This window comes from Thermaerobacter subterraneus DSM 13965 (genome assembly GCF_000183545.2).
In the GTDB taxonomy this organism is placed as follows: domain Bacteria; phylum Bacillota; class Sulfobacillia; order Thermaerobacterales; family Thermaerobacteraceae; genus Thermaerobacter; species Thermaerobacter subterraneus.
Genome location: NZ_JH976535.1, coordinates 235,371 through 257,794 on the forward strand (window position 1 = coordinate 235,371; position 22,424 = coordinate 257,794).

20 protein-coding genes and 1 tRNA gene are annotated in these 22,424 nt (G+C 72.3%); 16 read left to right on the plus strand and 5 right to left on the minus strand.

Translation table 11 applies throughout. From position 1 onward, the window contains the following. Positions 1-96 precede the first annotated feature (96 nt). From THESUDRAFT_RS01190 to THESUDRAFT_RS01220, 7 genes are all read left to right on the plus strand, one after another. Positions 97-774 carry a hypothetical protein gene (locus THESUDRAFT_RS01190; protein WP_006902874.1) on the plus strand — a complete coding sequence of 226 codons (678 nt, stop codon included), beginning with the start codon at positions 97-99 and terminating at the stop codon, positions 772-774. A 517-nt stretch (positions 775-1,291) separates the two neighbouring features. Beyond that, positions 1,292-3,169, plus strand: a complete 1,878-nt coding sequence (locus THESUDRAFT_RS01195) for a carbon starvation CstA family protein (RefSeq protein ID WP_242823201.1) — start codon at positions 1,292-1,294, stop codon at positions 3,167-3,169. 136 nt (positions 3,170-3,305) lie between these two features. Continuing rightward, positions 3,306-3,605 carry a DUF7990 family protein gene (locus THESUDRAFT_RS01200; protein WP_006902876.1) on the plus strand — a complete coding sequence of 100 codons (300 nt, stop codon included), beginning with the start codon at positions 3,306-3,308 and terminating at the stop codon, positions 3,603-3,605. Between the two features lie 71 nt (positions 3,606-3,676). Further along, positions 3,677-4,693, plus strand: coding sequence for an ArsA family ATPase (locus THESUDRAFT_RS01205; protein ID WP_006902877.1), 1,017 nt, complete (start codon positions 3,677-3,679; stop codon positions 4,691-4,693). A gap of 49 nt (positions 4,694-4,742) precedes the next feature. Beyond that, positions 4,743-5,774, plus strand: a complete 1,032-nt coding sequence (locus tag THESUDRAFT_RS01210) for an ArsA family ATPase (RefSeq protein WP_006902879.1) — start codon at positions 4,743-4,745, stop codon at positions 5,772-5,774. Beyond that, positions 5,771-6,448 carry a hypothetical protein gene (locus tag THESUDRAFT_RS01215; protein ID WP_006902880.1) on the plus strand — a complete coding sequence of 226 codons (678 nt, stop codon included), beginning with the start codon at positions 5,771-5,773 and terminating at the stop codon, positions 6,446-6,448. Before THESUDRAFT_RS01210 ends, THESUDRAFT_RS01215 begins: the two co-directional genes overlap by 4 nt. Before the next feature lie 51 nt (positions 6,449-6,499). Continuing rightward, a complete protein-coding gene (locus tag THESUDRAFT_RS01220) occupies positions 6,500-6,907 on the plus strand; it encodes a hypothetical protein (protein ID WP_006902881.1) in 408 nt (135 codons plus the stop codon). A 13-nt stretch (positions 6,908-6,920) separates the two neighbouring features. On the opposite strand, the gene THESUDRAFT_RS01225 is transcribed toward THESUDRAFT_RS01220, so the two are convergent. After that, positions 6,921-7,475, minus strand: coding sequence for a hypothetical protein (locus tag THESUDRAFT_RS01225; protein WP_006902882.1), 555 nt, complete (start codon positions 7,473-7,475; stop codon positions 6,921-6,923). Between the two features lie 92 nt (positions 7,476-7,567). After that, positions 7,568-8,005, minus strand: coding sequence for a DUF7990 family protein (locus THESUDRAFT_RS01230; protein ID WP_006902883.1), 438 nt, complete (start codon positions 8,003-8,005; stop codon positions 7,568-7,570). A gap of 582 nt (positions 8,006-8,587) precedes the next feature. On the opposite strand from THESUDRAFT_RS01230, the gene THESUDRAFT_RS01235 reads away from it, so the two are divergent. Continuing rightward, positions 8,588-8,662 (plus strand) — tRNA-Arg (locus THESUDRAFT_RS01235). A gap of 141 nt (positions 8,663-8,803) precedes the next feature. Further along, a complete protein-coding gene (locus THESUDRAFT_RS01240) occupies positions 8,804-9,739 on the plus strand; it encodes a S1C family serine protease (protein WP_051009216.1) in 936 nt (311 codons plus the stop codon). 377 nt (positions 9,740-10,116) lie between these two features. On the opposite strand, the gene THESUDRAFT_RS01245 is transcribed toward THESUDRAFT_RS01240, so the two are convergent. After that, positions 10,117-10,728, minus strand: a complete 612-nt coding sequence (locus THESUDRAFT_RS01245; RefSeq protein WP_006902884.1) for a Fur family transcriptional regulator — start codon at positions 10,726-10,728, stop codon at positions 10,117-10,119. A 514-nt stretch (positions 10,729-11,242) separates the two neighbouring features. Continuing rightward, positions 11,243-12,793: an L-glutamate gamma-semialdehyde dehydrogenase gene (gene pruA / locus THESUDRAFT_RS01250; protein ID WP_006902885.1), complete on the minus strand. Its 1,551-nt coding sequence runs from the start codon at positions 12,791-12,793 to the stop codon at positions 11,243-11,245. A 383-nt stretch (positions 12,794-13,176) separates the two neighbouring features. Between pruA and THESUDRAFT_RS14020 the strand changes: the two genes are divergently transcribed. Beyond that, positions 13,177-13,833, plus strand: coding sequence for a helix-turn-helix domain-containing protein (locus THESUDRAFT_RS14020; RefSeq protein WP_006902886.1), 657 nt, complete (start codon positions 13,177-13,179; stop codon positions 13,831-13,833). A 166-nt stretch (positions 13,834-13,999) separates the two neighbouring features. Here THESUDRAFT_RS14020 and THESUDRAFT_RS01260 read toward each other — a convergent pair whose 3' ends face one another. Next, positions 14,000-14,896, minus strand: a complete 897-nt coding sequence (locus tag THESUDRAFT_RS01260) for a prolipoprotein diacylglyceryl transferase (protein ID WP_006902887.1) — start codon at positions 14,894-14,896, stop codon at positions 14,000-14,002. A 259-nt stretch (positions 14,897-15,155) separates the two neighbouring features. On the opposite strand from THESUDRAFT_RS01260, the gene hemL reads away from it, so the two are divergent. The 6 genes from hemL (at position 15,156) to gpmI (ending at position 22,342) form a co-directional block, all read left to right on the plus strand. Then, positions 15,156-16,463, plus strand: a complete 1,308-nt coding sequence (gene hemL / locus THESUDRAFT_RS01265; RefSeq protein ID WP_006902888.1) for a glutamate-1-semialdehyde 2,1-aminomutase — start codon at positions 15,156-15,158, stop codon at positions 16,461-16,463. Between the two features lie 58 nt (positions 16,464-16,521). Continuing rightward, complete coding sequence (locus THESUDRAFT_RS01270) at positions 16,522-17,577, plus strand: Asp23/Gls24 family envelope stress response protein (RefSeq protein WP_006902890.1); 1,056 nt, start codon at positions 16,522-16,524, stop codon at positions 17,575-17,577. Positions 17,578-17,604: 27 nt separating this feature from the next. After that, positions 17,605-18,615: a type I glyceraldehyde-3-phosphate dehydrogenase gene (gene gap, locus THESUDRAFT_RS01275; RefSeq protein WP_006902891.1), complete on the plus strand. Its 1,011-nt coding sequence runs from the start codon at positions 17,605-17,607 to the stop codon at positions 18,613-18,615. 87 nt (positions 18,616-18,702) lie between these two features. Beyond that, positions 18,703-19,977 carry a phosphoglycerate kinase gene (locus tag THESUDRAFT_RS01280; RefSeq protein ID WP_006902892.1) on the plus strand — a complete coding sequence of 425 codons (1,275 nt, stop codon included), beginning with the start codon at positions 18,703-18,705 and terminating at the stop codon, positions 19,975-19,977. Next, positions 19,974-20,801, plus strand: coding sequence for a triose-phosphate isomerase (gene tpiA, locus THESUDRAFT_RS01285; protein ID WP_006902893.1), 828 nt, complete (start codon positions 19,974-19,976; stop codon positions 20,799-20,801). Before THESUDRAFT_RS01280 ends, tpiA begins: the two co-directional genes overlap by 4 nt. Further along, positions 20,798-22,342, plus strand: coding sequence for a 2,3-bisphosphoglycerate-independent phosphoglycerate mutase (gene gpmI / locus THESUDRAFT_RS01290; protein ID WP_006902894.1), 1,545 nt, complete (start codon positions 20,798-20,800; stop codon positions 22,340-22,342). The genes tpiA and gpmI overlap by 4 nt, the downstream gene beginning before the upstream one ends. The last annotated feature ends 82 nt before the right edge of the window (positions 22,343-22,424 follow it).

Here is a 22,424-nt window from a genome sequence, read left to right on the forward strand (position 1 = left end):
GCCCTTCGCCGGGGGCCCGGCCGGCCGGGGAACCGGGCGGCGGCACCGCGGCGAGGGGCGGCGGCACCGCCATGACAGAACGGGAAGGATGATGGCATGATGGCCGATCGTCAGGCTTCCCCCCGCCCCGCCGTACCGTGGGAGCCCGGGGACCGCTGGCTGCTGCCGGCCGCCGGGCTGCGTCCCCCGGGCGGCGGCTCGGTCCCTCCCCGGTCCGCCGGCCGGCTCGTGCCGGACCGTTATACCATAACCTACCTAGCAGACCTTGACGAACTGGACGGCGACGAGCTCCGCAGGGCGGAAGCCGGACCGGCCGGCCGCTACCCGGCACCCCGGGTGCTAGTCACGCCGGTGCCGGCTCCTGCCGTGGCAGCCCTGTGGGGCACGGTCCTCCAGGGCGTGACGGCCCGGGACCCGGAGCACCTGCAGGCTCTTGTGGAGGCTGCCGGCCGGCGGGCCGGCACCCGCTGGGTGCTGCTCCCCTGGGATACCCTGACGGCGCCGCCTCGATGGGCCCGGGCCTGGGCCCGAGTGACTACCTGGGCCCCGGCGGCGACCGGGCCGGTCATCATGCCCGCAGGCCTCCAGGGGGACCACCAGGTGCCGCCCCGCCTGGCGGCGGAACTGGCCCGGGTGCGGCGGGAGCTCCTGCGGCACCTGGAAGAACCCGTGCCTGCCCCGGTGGTTCTGCCGGCCAACCTGGCCGGCTTCGGCCCCCAGGAGAGGGCGGGGGCGGGTCTGGCGGGCGTGCCCGTATGGTGGCTCCTCCGTTGACGGGGGCGGGGCCGGCGAGCTGTCCGGACCCCCGCGGAGCAGGAACTTCCTTCCGCTCGACGAAATCCACCGCTAAACCGGACCAGGGCACCGGTTTCGCACGAACCGGTCGGGTCCTGAGACGGGAAAGGCGCCCCGCCGCCGGTCCCCGCTGGGGGAGGGATCGCCGGCCGGGGCTCCAGGCAGGGAGGTGGAAGGTCGCCCGGCACCGGCTGCCGGCGGGCCCGGTCTCGGGCCGGTCCGGCTGGTGCGGGGCGGTTGACCGGCGCTTGAGACCACCAGCCTGAGGTCCGGGCCCGCGCCGGCCACCCGGGGAATGCCGCCGGGATGCACCCTGGGGGCCGGTATCGGAGCCCGGAGTTTCGCCTTCCGCGGGCTCATCGCCGCCGGGCGGCATCGCCGGCCCCCACCCAGGCCGCGATCCGCCGCCGTCCCGCCGCCGGTTGCGGCTCAAGGCCCGCGCCGGCAGGGCGGCCCGCACCGGGTCGCCGGCGGGCGGTCGATCCCAGCAGGAGTCATGGCCCGTCATCATCCCCGGCCCGCGGAAGGTGGCAAGACGGCATCGCCCGCAGGAGCCGCGCCCGCGGGCGGCGCGCGGCTCGAGGGGAAAGGGGAGAGGGCCATGCTCAACTCGCCGGCGATGTTCGTGGTGCTGGCGCTGATCGCCTACGGCATCGCCTACTGGGGATACGGGCGCTGGTACGACCGCACGGTCTGGCGGCCTGACCCCAACCGCACCACGCCGGCCCACATGTACACCGACGGGGTCGAGTACTTCCCCGTCAGCCGCTACGTGCTCTGGGGCTACCAGTACAAGAGCGTCGCCGCCCTGGGGCCCATCCTGGGACCCTTCATCGCCATCCAGTACGGCTGGGTCCCCGCCCTGCTGTGGATCATCTTCGGCAACTTCTTCATCGGCTGGCTCCAGGACTACGGGGCCATCATGCTGTCGGTGCGCAACCAGGGGCGGTCCTTCGGCCCGATCACCTACGAGTTCACCGGGGCCGCGGGACGCAGTACCCTGCTGGGCTTCATCCTGTTCTACCTGCTGATCCTCTCGGCCACCTTCATCCAGCTGATCGCCGTCTTCTGGAACACCTTCGCGGGGTCGTTCGTGGCCACCGCTGGCATCATCCTCACCGGTGTGATCTGCGGCCAGCTGCTGTACAAGCGCCGGATGAACGTGGGTGCGGTGACCCTGATCGCCTTCGCCCTGATGATCCTGTCCTTCTGGCTGGGTTCCACCAGCCTCGGCCAAGCGGTGAAGTTCAACCTGACGGCCCAGGGCGCGCTGAACTTCAACGTCTGGCTCTGGGCGGCGCTGTGCTGCGTCATCCTGTACGTGGGTTCGATCCTGCCGCTGCCCACCTTCATCCAGCCCTTCAACTACGTGTCCTTCTTCCCCGCCATGTTCGCGGTGCTGGTGATCCTGGTGGGCGCGCTGGTCACCCCCCTGACCGGGGTCACCCTGGCGCAGCCGGCGTACGTGGGCTTCTGGGGGCCCAAGGGCAGCTTTGCCGCCGGTGGCAACCCCATGTGGCCTGTACTGTTCACCGCCATCGCCTGCGGTGCCATCTCGGGGTGGCATAGCCTGGTCAGCTCGTCCAGCACCGCCAAGCAGCTGGACATCGAGCCCGACGCCCACCCCGTGGGCGCCGGCGCCATGCTGGGCGAGGGCCTGCTGGCGCTGGTCTCCCTGGCCTCCTACATGGTCCTCAGCCCGGAGCGCATCGCCGAGCTGGGCGGCGCCAGCGTGGGTTCCTGGGTGTTCGGAGCGACGCTGATCACCAAGCCGATCCTCGGCGCCTTCATGTCCGACAACGCCATCCGCGTGTTCTTCGGTACGGTGCTGGTCATCTACGCCATCACCGTCCAGGCCCTGGTCACCCGCTTCTGGCGCCTGGTCTCCGTCGAGGTGTTCGGGGACAGCATCCTCGCCCAGAAGCATGTGGCCACCTTCATCGGCCTGCTGCTGCCGTGGATCATGGCGGTCAGCGGCTCGTGGAACAACATCTGGCTGTTCTTCGGCGGGTCGAACCAGCTGCTGGCCGGCCTGGCCCTGATGCTGATCACCATCCACCTGGCCCGGGTCAAGGCGCCCAGCCGCTACACCCTGCTCCCGGCCCTGTTCATGATCGTCACCACGCTGGCGGCCATCGCCGTCCAGAGGGTGCGCTTCCTCCAGGCCGCCCTGGGCGGGCCCGCCAAGACGCTGACCCAGGACCCGCTCAAGACCCTGGCGCCCACCGTCGCCAACATCATCGACTGGGCGTCGGTGCTGATCGGCGTGGTGCTCTTCGTCCTCGGCTTGCGGATGGCGATCCTGACGCTGCAGGCGTACGGCCGCGCCAAGGCGGGCCTGCTGGCCCAGCCGCAGGCGGCACCGGGCGACTGACCGGCACCTTAGGCGGCCGTCGTGGCGGGCCCTGCCACGGGGGCAGGGCCCGCCGCCGGATCCGCCATCCGTGCCGGCGGCCGGGCCGGTTCCACCGGCCGGGCCGGGCCAAGGTCGACAAAGGAGGCGCATGCCCATGTTGGGTCGCAAGGACGGGCCGCCCAACGGCGCCCGCAAGGAGCAGAAGGCCGGGTTCCTGACCAAGCTCCGGGGCGTCATGTACGGCATGGCGAGCCACGGCAACGTCACGGCGGCGCTGCGCACCCGGATGCACCTGGAGCATCTGTTCATGTTCATCACCCTGGGCGACATGCTGGGCATCCCCGTGCTGCCGCCCTATTACAGCCTGCGCATCCTGCCGTACGCCGTGCCCAACATCGAGTCGTGGAAGCAGCGGGTCTTCCGGGAGCGGGACTTCACCGACGCCATCTACTGAGGGTGAGCGGGACTCCTGGCGAGGGCCTGGCGCCGGTGCCGCCGGAGACGCTGAAAGGGAGGAGTGGAGGCATGCCCACCCTGGTACGGCCCCGGGGACTGGAGTCGTACTTCAACGAGCACCCCGACGTGGAGATCGTCATCTTTGCCGGCAAGGGCGGCCTGGGCAAGACCACGTCCAGCTCGTCCCTGGCCTGGTACATGTCCCAGGTGAAGAAGAAGCGGACGCTGCTCTTCAGCACCGACCCCCAGGCCTCGCTGAGCGACATCTTCGAGCGCAACTTCTACGGCCTGGGCGAGATCGAGGTGGCCCCCAACCTGTTCGTGGTCGAGATCGACGCGGACCGCCGGGTGGCCGATTACCAGGCGTCGGTGAAACAGAAGATCAAGGACATGTACGGCCTGGACGAGGTGCCGCGGGAGATCGAGGAGTACATCGACTCCACCTCCGCGGAGCCGGCCATGTACGAGTCCGCTACCTACGATGCCATGGCCGAGCTGGTGGCGGCCCACGAATACGACATCTACATCTTCGACATGCCGCCCTTCGGCCACGGGGTGCGCATGGTGGCCATGGCGGACATTCTCTCCAAATGGGTGGAGAAGATCACCGAGGCTCGCTCCAAGGTGGCCGAGTACGATGCCATTGCCGCGACCCTCAAGGGCGAGAAGGGCCATGAGGACGCGGTGATGCAGGAACTGATCGACATCCGCAACAAGATCAAGGCCTTCACCGACCTCATCACCGACCGCCGCCGCACCGCCTTCTTCATGGTGCTGATCCCGGAAAAGATGGCGATCCTGGACACGGAGCGGGCTTTGGCGATGTTCCACGCCCTGGGCATGGAGATGTCCGGCCTGGTGGTCAACCAGGTGTACCCGCGGGAGCTGCTGGATCGCCCCGGCACGTCGGAGTACCTGCGGAACCGGGTCCTGATGCAACAGCAGCACCTGGCCGACATTGCCCGCAAGTTCGGCGACCGGGTGCAATCGGTGGTGCCCATGTTCACCCGGGAGCCCAAGGGGCTGGAGATGATCGAGCAGGCTTCCCGCTACCTGATGAACTGCGAGATCGCCCTGGAGGCCTGACGGCCGGGGCCGGGGCGGGGTCTGGGGAGCCGCAAAGGAGTGACCACGGGTGCAGCACATCGGAGCCTTCTTGCAGGAGCACCCCCAGTTGAAATTCGTGTTCACCGGCGGCAAGGGCGGTGTGGGCAAGACCATCTGTGCCGCCGTCCTGGCGTACCATTTTGCCGAGCAGGGCAAGCGCACCCTGCTGGCCAGCCTGAACCCCGTGCATTCGCTGACGTCCGTGTTCGGCCAGGACCTGTCGGGCGGCCAGGTGCGCCCGGTACAGGGCGTACCCAACCTCCATGCCGTCGAGGTGGATGCCTCGGACGTGGTGGCCCGCTACCGGGAGAACATCGGCCAGCGGGTGAAGGAATTCCTCAAGTATGCGGACATCCCCGTCGATGCCAAGCCCTTCGTCGACATCGCCGTGACGAACCCAGCCTTCGAAGAGTCGGCCATGTTCGACAAGATGGTCGACATCATGCTGCGGGAAGGGCAGGAGTACGACATCCTGGTGTTCGATACGGCGGCGGTGGCCAACGCCGTGCGGCTCATCGGGTTGTCCAAGATCTACGGCCTGTGGCTACAGCGGATGATCGAGTCGCGCAAGGAGGCGCTCTCGCTACGGGTGCAGCTGAGCTTCCGCAAGGAAAAGGTGATGGAAGAAGTCAAGAAGGACCCCATGCTGGCCGACCTGATCGCCATGGACGAGCGGTTCAAGGCGGTCAAGCGGCTGCTGGTCGACCCCAACCTGACCGCCTTCTTCTTCGTCACCCTGCCCCTGGCGTTGCCCATCTCCGTGGTCACCCGCTTCATCAAGATGGTGCGCGCCTATGACATTCCCGTGGGCGGGGTCCTGGTCAACGGTGTCATTCGCGGCGAAGAGGTGGAGAAAGCCAGCGGCGACGAGTACCTTCTGAACAAGTACCAGGAGCAGGCGGGCTATCTGGAGCAGATCCAGCGGGAACTGGGCGACCTGGTCCGCGCCTTCCTGCCCCTGTACAAGAGCGAGGTGCACGGCCTGGAGGCCCTCAAGCAGGCGGTGGATGACCTCTTCGATCCCGACCAGCACTGGGCCCTGGCCCAGGTGACCGGGTGAGCGCGGGGGCCCAGGGGGCCGGGCTGGACGCCGCCCGGCCCCACCTGCTGGCCGTCCGCAGCGTGGTCTTCGGCACGTGCAACCTGCTGCTGCTGGGGGTGCCGGCCGGATGGCGCCTGGGGGACGGAGCCTTCCCCCCCGAAGTCGACCGCTGGCACGTACGGGATGGCGTCAGCTGGGCCACGGCGGGCCGCGGCCACTGGTGGCTGGCTGCCCGGACCGGGACGGGGGGCAGGGCGGCACTGCGGGCGGAGCTCTTCCTCCAGGTCACGCCGGCCGGAGCGGTGGCCGCCGGCCCCGGGACGCCGGCGGCGGAGGCGGCGTCGGCAGCGGGGCGCGGCGGGCGGAGCGCCGGCCCCCGGCCCGGAAAGGGCGGAGCGCAGGCAAGGGCATCAGGAAAGAGGGGCGGTGGCCGCCCCGCCGCCAGGGATTGGGGGCTCGGCCGGATCGACGCCACGGGTAGCTGCCTGCTGGACGGCCACCCAGGCTGGTGGGCCGCAGGTGCTGTACGGCGCGGGTTCCCCGGGCGATGGCGGCCGGCCCGCGCGCTGGTGCTGGAGTGCAGCTTCACTCGCCGCCGCCTGTACATCCGCCTGGAAGCGGCGCCAGGCGGTGAGCCGGGCGACCTGGAGGCTGCCTGGGAGGCCCTGCTGGCGGAGTGGCGGTGCCATTAAGGAATCCGGCGCGGGCGGGGCCAAGCCGGTGTGCCAGGGAGGGACGGGAAAGTGGCGACCCTGGACAGGAAGAGCCGGCGACGTCCCCTGCGGGTGGAGATCGTCGGCCTGTTTCCCCTCATCTACAAGATGTGCCCGCGCGGCATGGGCTGGGGAGCGGGCTGTGGCCTGGAGTGGCCTGCAGACCAGACCCAGGACTATCCGCCGGAGGAACAGGCGCGGCAGCGGCAGCTGGAGTCCCTGGTGGCTCACCTGGCGGACCGTTTCGGCTGGAGGCTGCAGGTGGTCACCGTTCCCCTGACTTCCCTGAGGGGCATGTGGCTGGCCACCCGGTACGGCATCGGCACCGGCCAGGTGGCCCTGGTGGCCTCGGGCCGCTGCGTGCGGCTGGATGAAGGCTACGAGGCCATAGACCGCCTCCTGGCATCGTGCCTGGGCGAAGACCAGGCCGCGGGATAAGAGCAGTGGCATCTCAAGCCGGATCCTGTCCCCGGGCCGCCAGCTGCAGCTCGCCCCGGGCAAGCCCGGCCGCCAGCTGGACGGCCCGCGGGATGTCGCTTTCCTCGCCCGGCCCCACACCAAAGCTCACCTGAACATGGGGGCTTTCGGCCTGGGTGGCGGCCAGCAGCAGCCGGCGCAGGCCGAATCCGCCCGCCGGCCCGCCCCGGCCCTCCAGGCGCGCCGGGCGCAAGGACGCCGTGGCCTCAATCTTCAGGATGAACTGGTCCCGCCGCCCGCGCCAGCGGGTCCAGGCCCAGGCCAGGGGAAAATCGCGGGGCTCCAGGAGGCACAGCATCTGGGCGGAGCGGATGCCCGGCCCGGGGCGGCCCACTTCCATGATGAAGCCGCTGGTGCCGCCACCCAGGGCGCGCAGCGTGACGTCGCCGCCCAGCGCGGCCATGGCTTCCCGGGCCACCCGGGCGAGCTGGACCGCCCGGTGCCGGTTCCACTGCCGGCCGGCCACCCACCACAGGACCAGCAGGACGGCCACGGCCAGCGCCATGCGGTCCAGAAGCGGTTCGGGCACGGGGTTCACCTCACCCGCCGGTTCCACCCGGGGCCGTGTCCCCCGGGCACCCTCAGGGGGCGCATGCTCCTCGAAGCTCCAAGGCCTGACCCCTAATGGATGTGGGGCGCATGCTCCTCGACCAGGTGCTCTTCCAGCTGCCGGTGCTTCCAGGCGCCCAGGTCGGGCAGGACATACGGCAGCAGCCGCAGCCCGATGGACGAGTTCATCAGCGGGATCCCCAACAGCTCGCCGAACAGCACCAGGTTCATCACGTCGTTGTACTGGGAGCGGGCATGTTGAAGCTCGTGATACCAGTCGAAAAAGAGGAAGCCCCAGACGAACTGCTTGACCTTCCCCCAGAAGGTGGTGGGCCGCTGGGCCAGCCAGCTGTGGGCCCGGGGCTGGCCGTGCCGGCGCAACAGCGGATCACCGTGCTGATGACCGGTGCCGTGGTGATGGTGGCCGGCTGGCGCGCGACCCTGCGCTGCACCGGCATCGTGGCGGCCGGGATGTGCCGGTTGCACCGGCAACCCGCTTGCGGGTGCCATGAGCTCCATCCTCCTTGCCGGGCAGGTGGCCGGCCGGGATCGGTGCCCGCCCGGGCCGCCGGGCTGGACCGGCCCAGCGGGCGATCCATCCCGCACCCGCGCGCCTGGAACCAGGCCTGACAAGACGATTCGGCGCCGGCGCCGCAGTCCCTGCCAGGAACGCCCATCCCCGGACGGGACCCGTCCGGGCCACGTCCAGGGCGGGCCGGTCCTCACCGTCCTTCCGCCGGCGAGCCGCCGGAGGTTGAAGCCGCCCGCGCGGTGGAGGCGGGGCGTATCCGGCCGCGTCCGCCACCGGCCGTCCCGCAGGGCGAGTCCTGCCGGTCCGCCGCCCGCGGGCCGCTCGGTGTGCCTGCGGGGCGGCGAGGCAACCCGGTCGCCGGGGTGCGCGGTACGCCGGCGGGCAGGCCGCAGGGCACGCCGGCCCCCGAACGCGCGGCGCGCCCGCCGCCAGGCCTCGCGGCCCTCGGCTTGTGGATCGCGGTGCTCCGGAAGCCCGGCCTTGTCCGGGGCAGCCCTTGGCATCATGCCCGGAGCGGGGTATAATGAGTAGCGCGGCGGGCGCCACCGGCGCTCGCGCATGCGCCCGTAGCTCAGCGGATAGAGCGGTGGCCTCCGGAGCCACGTCTTGCGCAGGTTCGATTCCTGCCGGGCGCACATCAGGGGCGGTGACCGGTGCAAGACAGGCCGGCGCCGCCCCTTGGTTCATTGGGGCCGGTAGCGCTTCCTCCCTTCCAAGGCCCGGTAACTTCGCGAAAGCCCGGCGCGCGCCGGGCTCGACGGGTTGGGGCGATCGCCATGATGCAACCGTTCGGCTGGGAGACGGCCATTGTCGAAACCCTGGAGCGGGTGCGGCCGTTCCTCTGCCACGTGGCAGGGACCGACCGCAAGCGCCAGACCACGGCCTTCGGCACGGGGATCCTCTTCGACCACTGGCACGTGATCTGCAACGCCCAGACGGTGGACGACGCCGTCGAGGTGGTGGTGACCCTGCCCGGCGGCACCAAGGTGGATGCCACCGTCGTCGGGTCGGATCCGGTGTACTTCATCGCCGTGTTGCGGCTCGCCGAGCGGTTCCCGGGGCCCCTTCCCACCTGGCGGCCCACGACCGAGCTGCGGGTGGGCCACTTCGTGGTGGCCGCGGGCTACCCTCTCAACCTGCAGCTCAACGCCACCTTCGGCATCGTCAGCACCGTGGACATGACCCTGTACCGTCCCGACCGCATTCCTGTGGACGGGTTGATCGTTACCCAGGCGCCCATGCACCCCGGCAACACCGGCGGGCCCCTGGTCACCCTGGACGGCGCCGTGGCCGGGGTCAACGGCATCCCCTGGTCCCACGGCATGAGCCTGGCGGTGCAGGGCGACGTGGTGCGCCGGGTGGTGAACCAGATCATCGAGTTCGGCCGTGCCACCCATCCCTGGTTGGGCTTCTCGGGCCAGCCCGACGTGGTGGACCCCGCCCTGGCCCAGCTCTTCGCCCTGCCGGTGGACCGCGGCCTGGTGGTCGGCCACGTGGCCGACAACGGGCCGGGCAAGCGGGCGGGCATCAAGCCCTTCGACATGGTGGTGCGCGCCGACGACCAGCCGGTGACCCACGCCGGGACCATCCGCAAGGTGCTGGCGTACCGGCGGCCGGGCGACCGGGCCCGGCTGACGGTGCTGCGGGGTGGCGAGCTGATCGAGCTGGAGTTCCCCGTGGAGGAGATCCCGCGCCTGGCGTCGGCGTCTTGACGGCATCCCGCCGCAGAAAAGAAGGCGCCTTCCCGGGGCGTCTTGGAAGCTTGCCCGGCCATGCGACGGCGGCCGCCGGGAGGCGGCCGCCGCCATTGTTCGGGAACCTCGGCCACCCGACGGCAAGGCCGGCCGGAGGACCCGGCCGGCCAGGCGGTGGGTGCGGCCGGTGCCCCCGTTGGGGGCGTACCCGGCGCCATGCTGCGGCACACGTCGCCGTGGCCTGGCGGTGGGTGCGGCCCGTGCCCCCGTTGGCGGGCCGCCCGGTCGGGGGCCCACGGGGAGGTGCGGCAGGGGCATGTGGCCACCGAGCGGCCACGCCGCCTGTGGCAGCGCCGGCAGGTCGTGCCACCGGCCATCCCGCAGGTGCGGGCGCGCTAGGCGCCGGCCCCCGCCTGGGCGCGCCCCGCGCCGGGTTCGTCGGGAAGAACGGGTGCCGGGCTTCCTGTGGGTCGCGGCAGGGCGGCGGTGGCCTGGTCCCCGCTCTCCGCGGAGGCTCCCGTGTTGCCGCCTCCGGGAGACCGGGAAGCGGCGGCCCCGGAAGCCGTGCCCGAGCGTGCGGCGCTGCGGCAGCGCGGGCAGATGCCGGTCACCTTGATTTCGATCTCGGAGATCTGATAGCCGCTGGTGTGGGCCAGGTGCTTGAACAGCGGCTCCAGCTGGCGGTCGTCGACGGGGGCGACCTCTCCGCAGCACTCGCACACCAGCTGCTGACGGATCTCCAGGTTGGCGTTGCGGAGCCCGTATTTCGTCGGCCCTTCACCCACCTGCACCCGGTCCACCAGCCCCAGCTCGACCAGCAGGTCCAGGGTGCGGTAGACCGTGGCCAGGCCGATGTCCGGCCAATCCTTTTTGAGCTGGGAGTAGAGCTCTTCCGCCGTCAGCAGGCGGTCCTGATTGAGGACCACCGCTGCCGCCACCGCCCACCGCTGCCAGGTCAGGCGGTACTCGTGCTGGGCCAGGGTCTCCAGGATCCTGCGGATGGTCACCGGGCTCACCCCACGGAACGGGCGGGGGCGCCGCCACCCCCGGCTCGGCCAACTACTCGATACCGGTTCTAAAAATACAACCGTTATCGCTATTATAGGCGGAACCGGCTGCCAGCGTCAAAGACTCCGCCGGGGCCAGGCGACCGCCGGGCGGGCAAACGCCCGCCCGGCGGCTGCAGGCCGGCACGGGCCGGGCGGCACCGTCGCGGGCCGGGCGGCACCGCCGCAGCCAGGGCTGCCCCGGCGGTACCGCCCGATGCCATGCCCGTATCCTCCTGCCCCGCCGGTCCCTTGACCCGGCTTGTAGCCGACCGGGCCTCCGGTGCTCGCAGGTCCACCCGGCCGCGCGGGCTGCGGGTCCGCCGGTTCACCCGCCCCGAGCGGGGCCGCCGGGCAGGAGCCCGCCGGGCAGGACCCGGGGGAGCCGGTGGGGCCGGCGGGCACGCCCCTGATCCCTGCCCTGGGTGCCCGCCCCCCGGGCTTCAGGCCTTCCCGCTGTTCCGGTGCCGGCGCCCTACAGCCTTTCCGAGACCGCCTTGGGCTGCATGAACCAGAGCAGATAATCCGGCCCGCCGGCCTTGGCGTCGGTGCCGGACATGTTCCAGCCGCCGAAGGGGTGCACGCCCACCAGGGCGCCGGTGCACTTGCGGTTGAAGTACAGGTTGCCCACGTGGAACTCCCGCTTGGCGCGCTCCAGCTTGTACCGGTCGCGGGCGTAGACGGAGCCCGTCAGCCCGTACATGGTGTCGTTGGCCAGGGCCAGGGCGTGGTCGAAGTCGCGGGCGCGGATGAAGGCCACCACGGGCCCGAAGATCTCCTCCTGGGCGATGGTGGCGCGGCCGTCCACGTCGGCGAAGACGGTGGGCTGGATGAAGTAGCCCTCCCGGTCGTCGCCCTGGCCGCCGGCCACCAGCCGGCCCTCGCCGCGGCCGATCTCGATGTAGCGCATGATCTTCTGGAAGGCCGCCTGGTCGATGACGGGACCCACCTGGGTGGCCGGGTCGTCCGCCTGGCCGACCCGCAGCTGCTGGGTCTTCTCCACCACCCGGCGCAGGACCTCATCGTAGACGCTGTCGACCACGATGGCCCGCGAGCAGGCCGAGCACTTCTGGCCCTGGAAGCCGAAGGCCGACGTGACGATGCCGCTGGCGGCGTCCTCCAGGTCGGCGCTCTCGTCCACGATGATGGCGTCCTTGCCGCCCATCTCCGCCACCACCCGCTTGAGCCAGATCTGGCCGGGCTGGCGGCGCGCCGCCTGCTCGTAGATGCGCAGGCCGACCTCCATGGAGCCCGTGAAGTTGATGAACCGGGTGCGCGGGTGGGCCACCAGGTAGTCGCCCACCTCCGGGCCGGGGCCGGGCAGGAAGTTGATCACCCCGGCCGGGATGCCGGCCTCGATCATGATCTCCATGAACTTGGCTGCGATGATGGGGGTGTTGCTGGCCGGCTTGAGGACGACCGTGTTGCCCGCCACCACCGGGCCCGCGGTGGTGCCGGTCAGGATGGCCAGGGGGAAGTTCCACGGCGGCACCACCAGGCCGGCTCCCAGGGGGATGTAGAAGGCCTCGTTGAACTCCCCGGCCAGGGGCGTCAGGGGCTGCGGTTCCTCCAGCCGCAAGGCCTGCCGCCCGTAGTACTCGAGGAAGTCGATGGCCTCGGCCACGTCGGCGTCGGCCTCCGGCCAGGTCTTGCCGGCCTCGTAGACCTCCCACGCCGCCAGCTCGAGCTTGCGCCGGCGCATGATGGCGGCGGCCCGGAACAGCACGGCCGCCCGGGCGGCGGCCGAGAGGCGGCTCCAGGGTCCGAAGGCTTCCCAGGCGGCGGCCAGGGCCTGCTCGGCGTGCTCGCGGCCGGCCCGGGCCACCGTCCCCACCACTTCCGACTTGCGGCCCGGGTTGTACGAGACGATGCGCTCCGGCGTGTCGACCGCCCGGCCGCCGATCCAGAGGGGATAGTGGCGGCCGAACTCCGCCCGCACCCGGGCCAGGGCCTCGGTCATGGCCTGGTGCGCGGCCGGCTGGGTAAAGTCCGTGAGCGGCTCGTTGCGGAACTCCGGCACGGGCATCTACGCATCCTCCTTCCGCCGATACCTTGCCAATGGCGCGGCGCACCCGATACACCCCAGGGGGCGGCGAGGGCTGTGGAAGTCCTCACCAGTCCGGTGCCGGCCGCGCCAACCCTTAGACAGCCGCCGCCCACATCCCTGCCGTTCCCCCTGCCCCGCCCGCGCGACCGGTCCAACCGGGTGCCACCCGCCGGACGAACCGGCGGCCTGGCGGCCGGTTCGTCCGGGGCCTCCCGCACCCGGTGTCGACACAATGGCTACATCACGCCGGTGTATGTCCGCTGTGGCTATAGGAAGCCTCCCGCCCAGCCGGAATGCATGGCAGGGAGTGCCGGGCATGGGCCCGCGGGGTGGACCATTCACCACCGCCTGGAGTGACCAGCGTGGACGACCTGGGAGGCCGCTTGCGCCGCATCCGCGAAAGCCGCAACCTCAGCATCTACGAGGTGGAGCGGCGGACGGGGATGCATTTCTCGACCATCAGCAAATACGAGCGCAACGAACGGCAACCCAGCCTGGACGTGCTGCGGGAGCTGGCGGCCCTCTACGAAGTGCCCGTTTCGGTCTTCCTGACGGACCGGCTGGCGCTGGAGACCCTGCTGCCTCAGCCGCTGGCGGGACTGGCGCTCCAGTTGCTGGACCGGCCGGCCCTGGCGGAGGCGTGCCAGCGGCTCGCCGCCCTGGACGACCAGCAGGTGGAGGCGGTGGCGGAGTTTCTCGACCGGGTGGGGCTTACCGGGCGGGGGCGCGGGGCTACCGGCGGCCGCCGCCGGGGGGGCACCCTGTACCCGCGCCCGCGGGGCGGCCCCCGCCTGGGCGGCGACTCCCGTTCGCTCGCCCCTTCCGGCCCGGAGGCACATGCAGCCCCGGAAGCGGACACGGCGGCGGAAGCGGACCCGGCGGACGCTGCGCCGGGAACGGGCAAGCGCTCATCACCGGCGGCCCCACCCCCGGCACCGGGCGGCCCGGCACCGGGCGGGATGCCGGGCGGATCGTCTCCGGACGGGGCACCGGGGGAAGAACCCGGCCCCTCGGGCTGAAGCCGGGAGGGACGGCGGCCTTCGGGGCCGGCGGGCGGGCGGAGCCCCGGGATTCCGGCCCGGTTGACCCCGCACCGGGGGCGCGCCGGAGCCGCCGTCGGCCGGGCAGGCCCGGCAAGCGCGGTGCCGGGGGCCCGCCGAGGGCGTGGCCCCAGGCTGCGGGGATCTACTGCTCCCCTTCACTGCCGTCTTCCGTGGCGCGCGGGGCCCCATCGGCGCGCGTGGCGCCATCGAGCCCCACCCCGTCCCCGGGCTCCCTGGCGGGGTCCCCGGGCTCCCAGACCGGATCGATGTCCTGTTCCAGGGACCGCTTCCGCAGCCACCAGGCCAGGACCAGCAGCGGCCAGGTGGTCACCTGGGTGACGGTCAGGATCTCGATGCCGTAGGCCGGGTTGGCGTAGACGGGCCAGGCGATGGGGGCGTCCCGCACCGTTTCTTCGACCGCCACCCGCCACCACTGGTAATAGTAGAGAAAGCTCCAGAAGAGATAACCGGCGGGAGGCCGGCGGCGCGCCAGCCGTTGATGCAGGAGCAGGAGCCCGAGCCCCGCCGCCGAGGCATAGAGCTGGACGGGGTGGCGGGGAAAGGGCAGGGCGGTGGTGAAGTTGCCCAGCACCTCGCCGTTGAACAGGTTGCCGATGCGTACCAGCATGTAGCCGATGGCCACGCCCGGCACCGCCAGGTCCAGCAGGCGCTGGAAGTGGGGCCAGGCCGGCCCCGGCAGGCGGCGGCGGATGTACCACCAGCCGGCCAGGCCGCCGCCCAGCAGGGCGCCGTGCAGGGAGAGCCCGCCGTGGTCGACGCGGATGATCTCGCCGTAACGGCCGGGAGCGAAGTAATCGCCCGGATTGGTCAGCACGTAGACCAGGCGGGCGCCCACGATCCCGCCGACGATGATCAGCGCGCTGGCGTTGTAGAGGAACTCCTCGTCGTAGCCCCGCCGGATACCGTCCCGCACCAGCACGTACAGGCCCGCGGCCATGGACACCGCCATGAAGAACCCGTACCAGCGGATGGCCAGGGGGCCGATCTGAATCAATACGGGGTCCCAGTTGACTTCCACGGCGCGCCCTCCTCGTCTTCCTTGCCGGTTCATTGTACCATTCAACCTGAAATCACCCGAGGTCCGGCCGCATGGGCCGGCCCGCCACCCGCCGGCGCCATGCCGCTGGCGGCGGCCCGGCGACTCCGGGCCCGGGCAGCCGCCGCAGCCCCGGTCGCGGCTAGGCCGCCGGCCGGGGCTGCGGCCCAGCGAAACGAGGCCGCCCATGAGGCCTGGCAGGCCGGCCCGGCCAGGCCCCAGGAGCAGAAAGGGGACGCCCATGGACAGCGGGGAAGAGCGCCGCGCCGCCCGCTCCCGGGAGCTCTGGGAGCGGGCGCGACAGTTGCTCCCGGGCGGGGTGAGCAGCCCCGTCCGGGCCTTTGCCGCCGTCGGCGGCACGCCGCGCTTCATCGACCGGGCCAAGGGGCCCTACGTGACCGACGTGGACGGCATCCGCTACGTGGACTACGTCATGGCCTGGGGGCCTCTGATCCTGGGCCATGCCCACCCGGCCGTGGTCCAGGCCGTCCAGCGCCAGGCGGAGCAAGGCACCGCCTACGGTGCCCCCACCGAGGTGGAACTGGCCCTGGCCGAGGCCATCACCGCCGCCATGCCCTCCATGGAACGGGTCCGGTTCGTCAATTCGGGCACCGAGGCCGCCATGAGCGCCCTGCGCCTGGCCCGGGCCTTCACCGGGCGGGACAAGATCGTCAAGTTCGCCGGCTGCTACCACGGCCATGCCGACAGCCTGCTGGTGGAGGCGGGTTCGGGCGTGCTGACCCTGGGCCTGCCGGGGTCGCCGGGGGTCACGGCGGGAGCGGCCGCGGATACGTGGGTGCTGCCGTACAACGACGTGGCAGCCGTCGAGGAACTGTTCGCCCGGCACGGCGAGGAGATCGCCGCAGTGATCGTCGAGCCCATCGCCGGCAACATGGGGGTGGTGCCGCCCGATCCGGGGTTCCTGCCCGCCCTGCGCCGCCTGACCCGGGAGGCTGGGGCGCTGCTGATCTTCGACGAGGTGATCACGGGGTTCCGGGTGGGCCTGGGCGGTGCCCAGGGGCTGCTCGGCATCGTGCCCGACCTGACCTGCCTGGGCAAGATCATCGGGGGCGGCCTGCCGGTGGGCGCCTACGGCGGCCGGGCCGACATCATGGAGCGGGTGGCTCCGGCGGGGCCCGTCTACCAGGCGGGGACCCTCTCGGGCAATCCCCTGGCCATGGCGGCGGGGCTGGCCACCTTGGAGGTGGTCAGCCAGCCCGGCACCTACGAGCGCCTGGAACGCCAGGCGGCGCGGCTGGCGGAAGGCCTGCTGGCCGAGGCCCGGGCCCAGGACGTGCCCTACTGCGTGCAGCGGGTGGGGTCCATGTGGACCGGGTTCTTCCACCCGGGGCCGCTGCGGAACCTGGAGGAGGTGCGCCGTTCCGACACGGCCTTCTACGCCCGCTACTTCCACGGCATGCTGCGGGAGGGCGTGTACCTGCCGCCTTCGGCCTTCGAGGCGGCCTTCGTCTCCCTGGCCCACACGGACCAGGACATCGAGTTCACCGTGGAGGCCCATGCCCGTGCCCTGCGCCGCGCCCGGCAGTGACAGGCCCGGGCCGGCGGCGAGGACGCCGGTCCCGGCCGCGAGCGCGAGGGAGGCCGTCATGGAAGTCGTCGCCCTGGTGGGGCCGAGCGGAACCGGCAAGAGCCACCGCGCCGCTGCCGTGGCGCGGGAGGTGGAGGCCGACGCCCTGATCGACGACGGGCTGCTCATCCGGGAGAGCCGCATCGTGGCCGGCGTGTCGGCCAAGCGGGAGGCGACCAAGATCGGCGCCATCCGCCGCGCCCTGTTCGTCGACCCGGCCCACCGGGACGAGGTGCGGCGGGCCCTGGAGGCCCTCCGGCCCCGCCGGGTGCTGATCCTGGGCACCTCCCGGGACATGGTGGACCGCATCGCCGCCGCCCTGGGGCTGCCGGCTCCAGCCCGCTACATCGGCATCGAAGAGGTGGCCACGCCGGCGGAGATCCGGCGGGCCCAGCTCATCCGCCGGACCCAGGGCCGGCACGTGATCCCGGCGCCCACCTTCGAGGTGAAGCGCAGCTTCTCCGGTTACCTGCTGGACCCGCTGCGCCTGTTCTACCGCGGGAAGAACCGGCCGGCGGGCCCGGGCCAGGTGATCGAGAAGACCATGGTGCGCCCCACCTACAGCTCCCTGGGCCGCTTCTTCATCACCCGCCAGGTGGTGGGCAGCATCGCCGCCTACGCGGCCGCCCGGGTGACGGGGGTGTCCGAGGTGTTGCGGGCCGGCGTCACGGACCGGGAGGAGGGGGTGGCCATCACCCTGGAGGTGGCCGTGGAACCGGGGCGCCCCCTGCGGGCCGTGCTGGCCTCGGCCCAGCGCCAGGCGCTGCAGGCGGTGGAGCACATGACGGCCCTGAATGTGGTCACCCTGGACGTGGTGGCCCGCCGGCTGGCCGGGGGCGGCGCCGGCCCGGCGGCAGGTCCGGCCCGGGGCGGTTCGGCCCAGGGCGTTGATTGCGGCGAGGCCGTCCCGTCCGGGCCGGAGGGCGTGGGGGCGGCCGGCCCAGCCGGCGCGGGCGGGCAGGGCGCGGAGGGGCAGGATGCCCGAAAGCAGGGCGCGGCGACGGCGGCACCTCCCCCGGCCACGGCGGCGCAACTCAAGGAATCATCAGGGGAAACTGCTATGATGGACCCGTAGGCACGGGCTGGAAAGGAGCGGGATGTCATGGCCGTTCGGGTTGGCATCAACGGGTTCGGCAGCATCGGCCGCCGGTTCTTCCGGCAAGCCTGGCGCCGGGACGACATCGAGATCGTGGCCGTCAACGACCTGGCGCCGGCGGCCACCTTCGCCCACCTGCTCAAGTACGACTCCAACTACGGCATCTTCGACGCCGACGTCCGGGCCGAGGACGACGCCCTGATCGTCGACGGCAAGCGCATCCGCTTCACCGCCATCAAGGACCCGGCTCAGCTGGCCTGGGACCAGGCAGGAGCCGAGGTGGTCATCGAGTCCACCGGCGTGTTCACCGACGCCACCAAGGCGGTGGCCCACATCGAGGGCGGCGGGGCGAAGAAGGTGATCATCTCCGCCCCGGCCAAGAACGAGGACATCACCATCGTCCTGGGCGTCAACCACGACCGGTATGATCCCGCCCGGCACCGGGTGATCTCCAACGCCTCCTGCACCACCAACTGCCTGGCCCCCGTGGCCAAGGTCCTGGACGACCGCTTCGGCATCGTCCGCGGGCTGATGACCACCGTCCACGCCTACACCAACGACCAGCGGATCCTGGACCTGCCCCACAAGGACCTCCGGCGGGCGCGGGCCGGGACGATGAACATCATCCCCACCACCACCGGCGCGGCCAAGGCCGTGGGCCTGGTGCTGCCCCACCTGCAGGGCCGGCTCAACGGCTTCGCCCTGCGGGTGCCGGTGTCCACGGTGTCCATCGTCGACCTGGTGGCCGAGCTCAAGCAGCCGGTGACGGTGGAGCAGGTCAACCAGGCCTTCGCCGAGGCGGCAGCCGGGGAGCTCAAGGGCATCCTGGGCTACACCGAGGAGCCCCTGGTCTCCAGCGACTTCCGCGGCTCCACCTACTCGTCGGTGGTCGATGCCCTCTCCACCATGGTGATGGAGGGCAACATGGTCAAGGTGGTGGCCTGGTACGACAACGAGTGGGGCTATGCCGCCCGCCTGGTCGACCTGGTGGCCTTCATCGGCGAGAAGGGCCTGTGAAGAGCGGCGCATGGGGTAGCTCGCAGGAAGCCGGGGCGCCCGGCCGGGAGCGGCCGGGCGCCCCGGGCCTGGAAAGGAGGCCCGGCCTTGCGCAAGCGCTCGGTGCGCGATCTGGACGTGCGCGGCCGGCGGGTGCTGGTCCGCGCCGACTTCAACGTTCCCCTGGAAGGCGGCCGTATCACCGACGACACCCGCATCCGCGCCGCCCTTCCCACCATCCGCTACCTGCTGGAGCAGGGCGCGGCGGTCATCCTCTGCTCCCACCTGGGCCGGCCCAAGGGCAAGGTGGTGGAGGAGCTCAGGCTGGCCCCCGTGGCCCGGCGCCTGGAGGAGCTCCTGGGCCGGCCGGTGCGGGCCCTGCCGGAGGTGGTGGGGCCCCAGGTGGAGCGGGAAGTGGCCGGTCTCCAGCCCGGTGAGGTGGTTTTGCTGGAGAACCTGCGCTTCCATCCGGGGGAGACAGCCAACGACCCGGAGTTTGCCGCTGCCCTGGCCCGCCTGGCCCATGTGTATGTGAACGATGCCTTTGGCGCCGCCCACCGGGCCCATGCCTCGGTGGTCGGCGTGGCAGAGCGCCTGCCCGCGGCGGCCGGGTTCCTCCTGGAGAGGGAGCTCGAGGTGCTGGGCGGTCTGCTGGAACGCCCCCGGCGGCCCTTCTGGGCCGTGCTGGGCGGCGCCAAGGTGTCGGACAAGATCGGGGTCATCCAGCGGCTCCTGGAGGTGTGCGACGGCCTAGCCATCGGCGGCGCCATGGCCAACACGCTGCTCGCGGCCCGGGGCTTCGACGTGGGCCGCTCCCTCTACGAACCCGAGCAGGTCGAACCGGCCAGGCGGTGGCTGGAGACCGCGGGCGATCGCCTGCTGCTGCCCGCCGACGTGGTGGTGACCGAGAAGCTCGAGCCGGGGGCGCCCAGCCGGGTGGTGCCCGTGGACCGGATCCCCACCGGGGCCATGGCCGTGGACGTGGGACCGGCCACCCTGGCGGCCTGGCAGGAGCGGCTGCGGGGGGCGGGCACCGTGTTCTGGAACGGTCCCCTGGGGGTGTTCGAGGTGGAACCCTTCCACCGCGGCACCTTTGCCCTGGCGGAGTTCCTGGCGGGGCTGGAGGCGGTGACGGTGGTGGGAGGCGGCGACAGCGTGGCGGCCGTCCAGCGCACCGGCGTGGCCGGCCGGATCGACCACATTTCCACCGGGGGCGGGGCGTCGCTGGAACTGCTGGAAGGCAAGGAGCTGCCCGGGGTGGCGGTCCTGCCCGAGGCGCCGACGCCTCGCGGGAACGGGAGCGGCCCGGGCGGTGCGGGTGGGGCCGGTGGCGTCAGCGACCCCGGCGGCCCGGCCGGGCCGGGCGGGGGGATGGCGGGATGAACCCGGCGGCCTCCGGCGGGCCGGCGGGGCGCAGGCCCCTTCTGGCCGGAAACTGGAAGATGCACACCCTGCCTGGGGAGGCCGCGGAGCTGGCTGCGGCGGTCCGCCAGGGCCTGGAAGGACAAGCCCTGTCCGCCGAGGTGGTGCTCTGCCCGCCCTTCACCTCGCTGGCGGCGGCGGGTCAGGCGCTGGCCGGCAGTCCCATCGCCCTGGGGGCCCAGGACCTGGTCTGGGGGGAGTTCGGTGCCTTCACCGGGGCCATCTCGGCCCCCATGCTGCGGGAGCTGGGCTGCCGCTACGTCATCGTCGGCCACTCGGAGCGGCGCCAGCTGCTGGGCGAGACCGACGCCCTGATCCAGCGCAAGCTGGAAGCGGCCCTGGCGGGCGGGCTCACCCCGATCCTGTGCGTCGGCGAGGATGCCGCCCAGCGCCGGGAAGGCCGGACGGCGGCGGTGGTGCTGGGGCAGGTGGCCTTCGCCCTGGCGGGCCTCGAGCCCGGCCAGGCCGCCCAGGTGGTCATCGCCTACGAGCCGGTGTGGGCCATCGGCAGCGGCACCCCGGCCACCCCCGGCGACGCCCAGGCGGTGGCGGCGGCCATCCGGCAACTGGTGGCGCGGCTGCACGGTCCCGCGGCGGCCGCTGCGGTGCGGGTGCTGTACGGCGGCAGCGTCAAGCCCGACAACATCGCCGGCTTCATGGCGCAGCCCGATGTGGACGGCGCCCTGGTCGGCGGGGCCTCCCTGGACGGGGCGGCCTTCGCCCGGCTGGTCCGGGAAGGCGCGGCGGCCCGGGCCGGCGGCGTCCCGGAGGGAGGACGGCCATGACCATCGCCGGGATCCACCGGCCCCGCCCCGTGGCCCTGATCATCCTCGACGGCTGGGGGCTGCGGGCCGAGCGGGAGAACAACGCCGTCGCCCTGGCCGAGACCCCGGTGATGGACGAGCTCTGGGCCCACTGGCCCCACAGCCAGCTGGAGGCCAGCGGCGAGGCGGTGGGCCTGCCCCGCGGCCTCATGGGCAACTCCAACGTGGGCCACCTCAACCTGGGGGCCGGGCGCATCGTCTACCAGGACATCGTCCGCATCAGCCGCGCCATCGCCGACGGGTCCTTCTTCGCCAACGAGGCCCTGGTGGGCGCGGCGCGGCGGGCCCGGCAGCGGGGCGGCCGGCTTCACCTGATCGGGCTGGTGTCCGACGGCGGGGTCCACTCCGACCTGGAGCACCTGCTGGCCCTGCTGGAACTGGGCCGGCGGGAGGGGGTCGAGACGGTGGTCCACGCCTTCACCGACGGCCGGGACACGCCGCCCACCAGCGCGCCCGAGTACCTGCGGCGGGTGGCGGCGGCCGGGGGCCGCATCGCCACCGTGGTGGGCCGCTATTTCGCCATGGACCGGGACAAGCGCTGGGACCGCACCGAGCGCGCCTACCGGGCGCTGGTGCTGGGGGAGGGCCGCCGCGCCCCCTCGCCCGAGGCGGCGGTGGAACAGGCTTACGCTGCCGGGCAGACCGACGAGTTCATCGAGCCTGTGGTGATCACCGGCGAGGACGGGCAGCCCCTGCCCCGGATCACCGCCCGGGACGAGACGGTCTTCTTCAACTTCCGGGCCGACCGGGCGCGGCAGCTGGCCCGTGCCCTGGCCGACCCGGCCTTCAACGCCTTTGCCCGGCCCCAGGGGGTGGGCCCGCTGCCGCTGACCCAGATGATCGAGTACGACGAGGAATTCCCCCTGCCCACCGCGTTCCCGCCGGTGTACCTGAAGGAGACCTTCGGCGAGGTGGTGTCCCGGGCCGGGCTTACCCAGCTGCGCATCGCCGAGACGGAGAAGTACGCCCACGTGACCTACTTCTTCAACGGCCGGGAGGAGACGCCGTTCCCCGGGGAGGAGCGGGTGCTGGTCCCCTCCCCCAAGGTGGCCACCTACGACCTCAAGCCGGAGATGAGCGCCCCCGAGGTGACGGAGCGGGTGGTGGCCGCCATCGACAGCGGCCGCTTCGACGCCGTGGTCCTCAACTTCGCCAATCCCGACATGGTGGGGCACACGGGCGTGCTGGAAGCGGCCATCCAGGCGTGCGCCACCGTGGACCGCTGCCTCGGCCGGGTGCTGGAGGCCATCCGCCGCCAGGACGGGGCCGCCCTGGTGCTGGCGGACCACGGCAACGCCGAGATCATGGTCGACCCGGCCACGGGCGAGCCGCACACCGCCCACACCACCAGCCCCGTGCCCTGCGTTCTGGTCGACCGGCGGCGCCGCCACGTGCGGCTGCGGGACGGGATCCTGGCCGACGCCGCGCCGACGCTGCTGGAGCTTCTGGGGCTGGAGCCGCCGGGGGCCATGACCGGCCGGTCCCTGATCGCCGGGGGCTAGCGGCTCCGCCCTGGTCGGAGGCGGGCGGTGCCGGCGGGGGCGGGATGGCCATGGGCCGGCCCGGCGCGGCGGGCCAGGGCAC

Excerpts from the sequence above, each read along its gene's own strand:
- THESUDRAFT_RS01205 (WP_006902877.1), top strand. The coding sequence starts at position 3,677 with ATGCCCACCCTGGTACGGCCCCGGGGACTGGAGTCGTACTTCAACGAG.
- gpmI (WP_006902894.1), top strand. The coding sequence starts at position 20,798 with ATGACCATCGCCGGGATCCACCGGCCCCGCCCCGTGGCCCTGATCATC.
- THESUDRAFT_RS01195 (WP_242823201.1), top strand. The coding sequence starts at position 1,292 with ATGGCCCGTCATCATCCCCGGCCCGCGGAAGGTGGCAAGACGGCATCG.
- THESUDRAFT_RS01240 (WP_051009216.1), top strand. The coding sequence starts at position 8,804 with ATGATGCAACCGTTCGGCTGGGAGACGGCCATTGTCGAAACCCTGGAG.
- gap (WP_006902891.1), top strand. The coding sequence starts at position 17,605 with ATGGCCGTTCGGGTTGGCATCAACGGGTTCGGCAGCATCGGCCGCCGG.
- THESUDRAFT_RS01190 (WP_006902874.1), top strand. The coding sequence starts at position 97 with ATGATGGCCGATCGTCAGGCTTCCCCCCGCCCCGCCGTACCGTGGGAG.
- pruA (WP_006902885.1), bottom strand. The coding sequence starts at position 12,793 with ATGCCCGTGCCGGAGTTCCGCAACGAGCCGCTCACGGACTTTACCCAG.
- tpiA (WP_006902893.1), top strand. The coding sequence starts at position 19,974 with ATGAACCCGGCGGCCTCCGGCGGGCCGGCGGGGCGCAGGCCCCTTCTG.
- THESUDRAFT_RS01230 (WP_006902883.1), bottom strand. The coding sequence starts at position 8,005 with ATGGCACCCGCAAGCGGGTTGCCGGTGCAACCGGCACATCCCGGCCGC.
- THESUDRAFT_RS01200 (WP_006902876.1), top strand. The coding sequence starts at position 3,306 with ATGTTGGGTCGCAAGGACGGGCCGCCCAACGGCGCCCGCAAGGAGCAG.
- THESUDRAFT_RS01270 (WP_006902890.1), top strand. The coding sequence starts at position 16,522 with ATGGAAGTCGTCGCCCTGGTGGGGCCGAGCGGAACCGGCAAGAGCCAC.
- hemL (WP_006902888.1), top strand. The coding sequence starts at position 15,156 with ATGGACAGCGGGGAAGAGCGCCGCGCCGCCCGCTCCCGGGAGCTCTGG.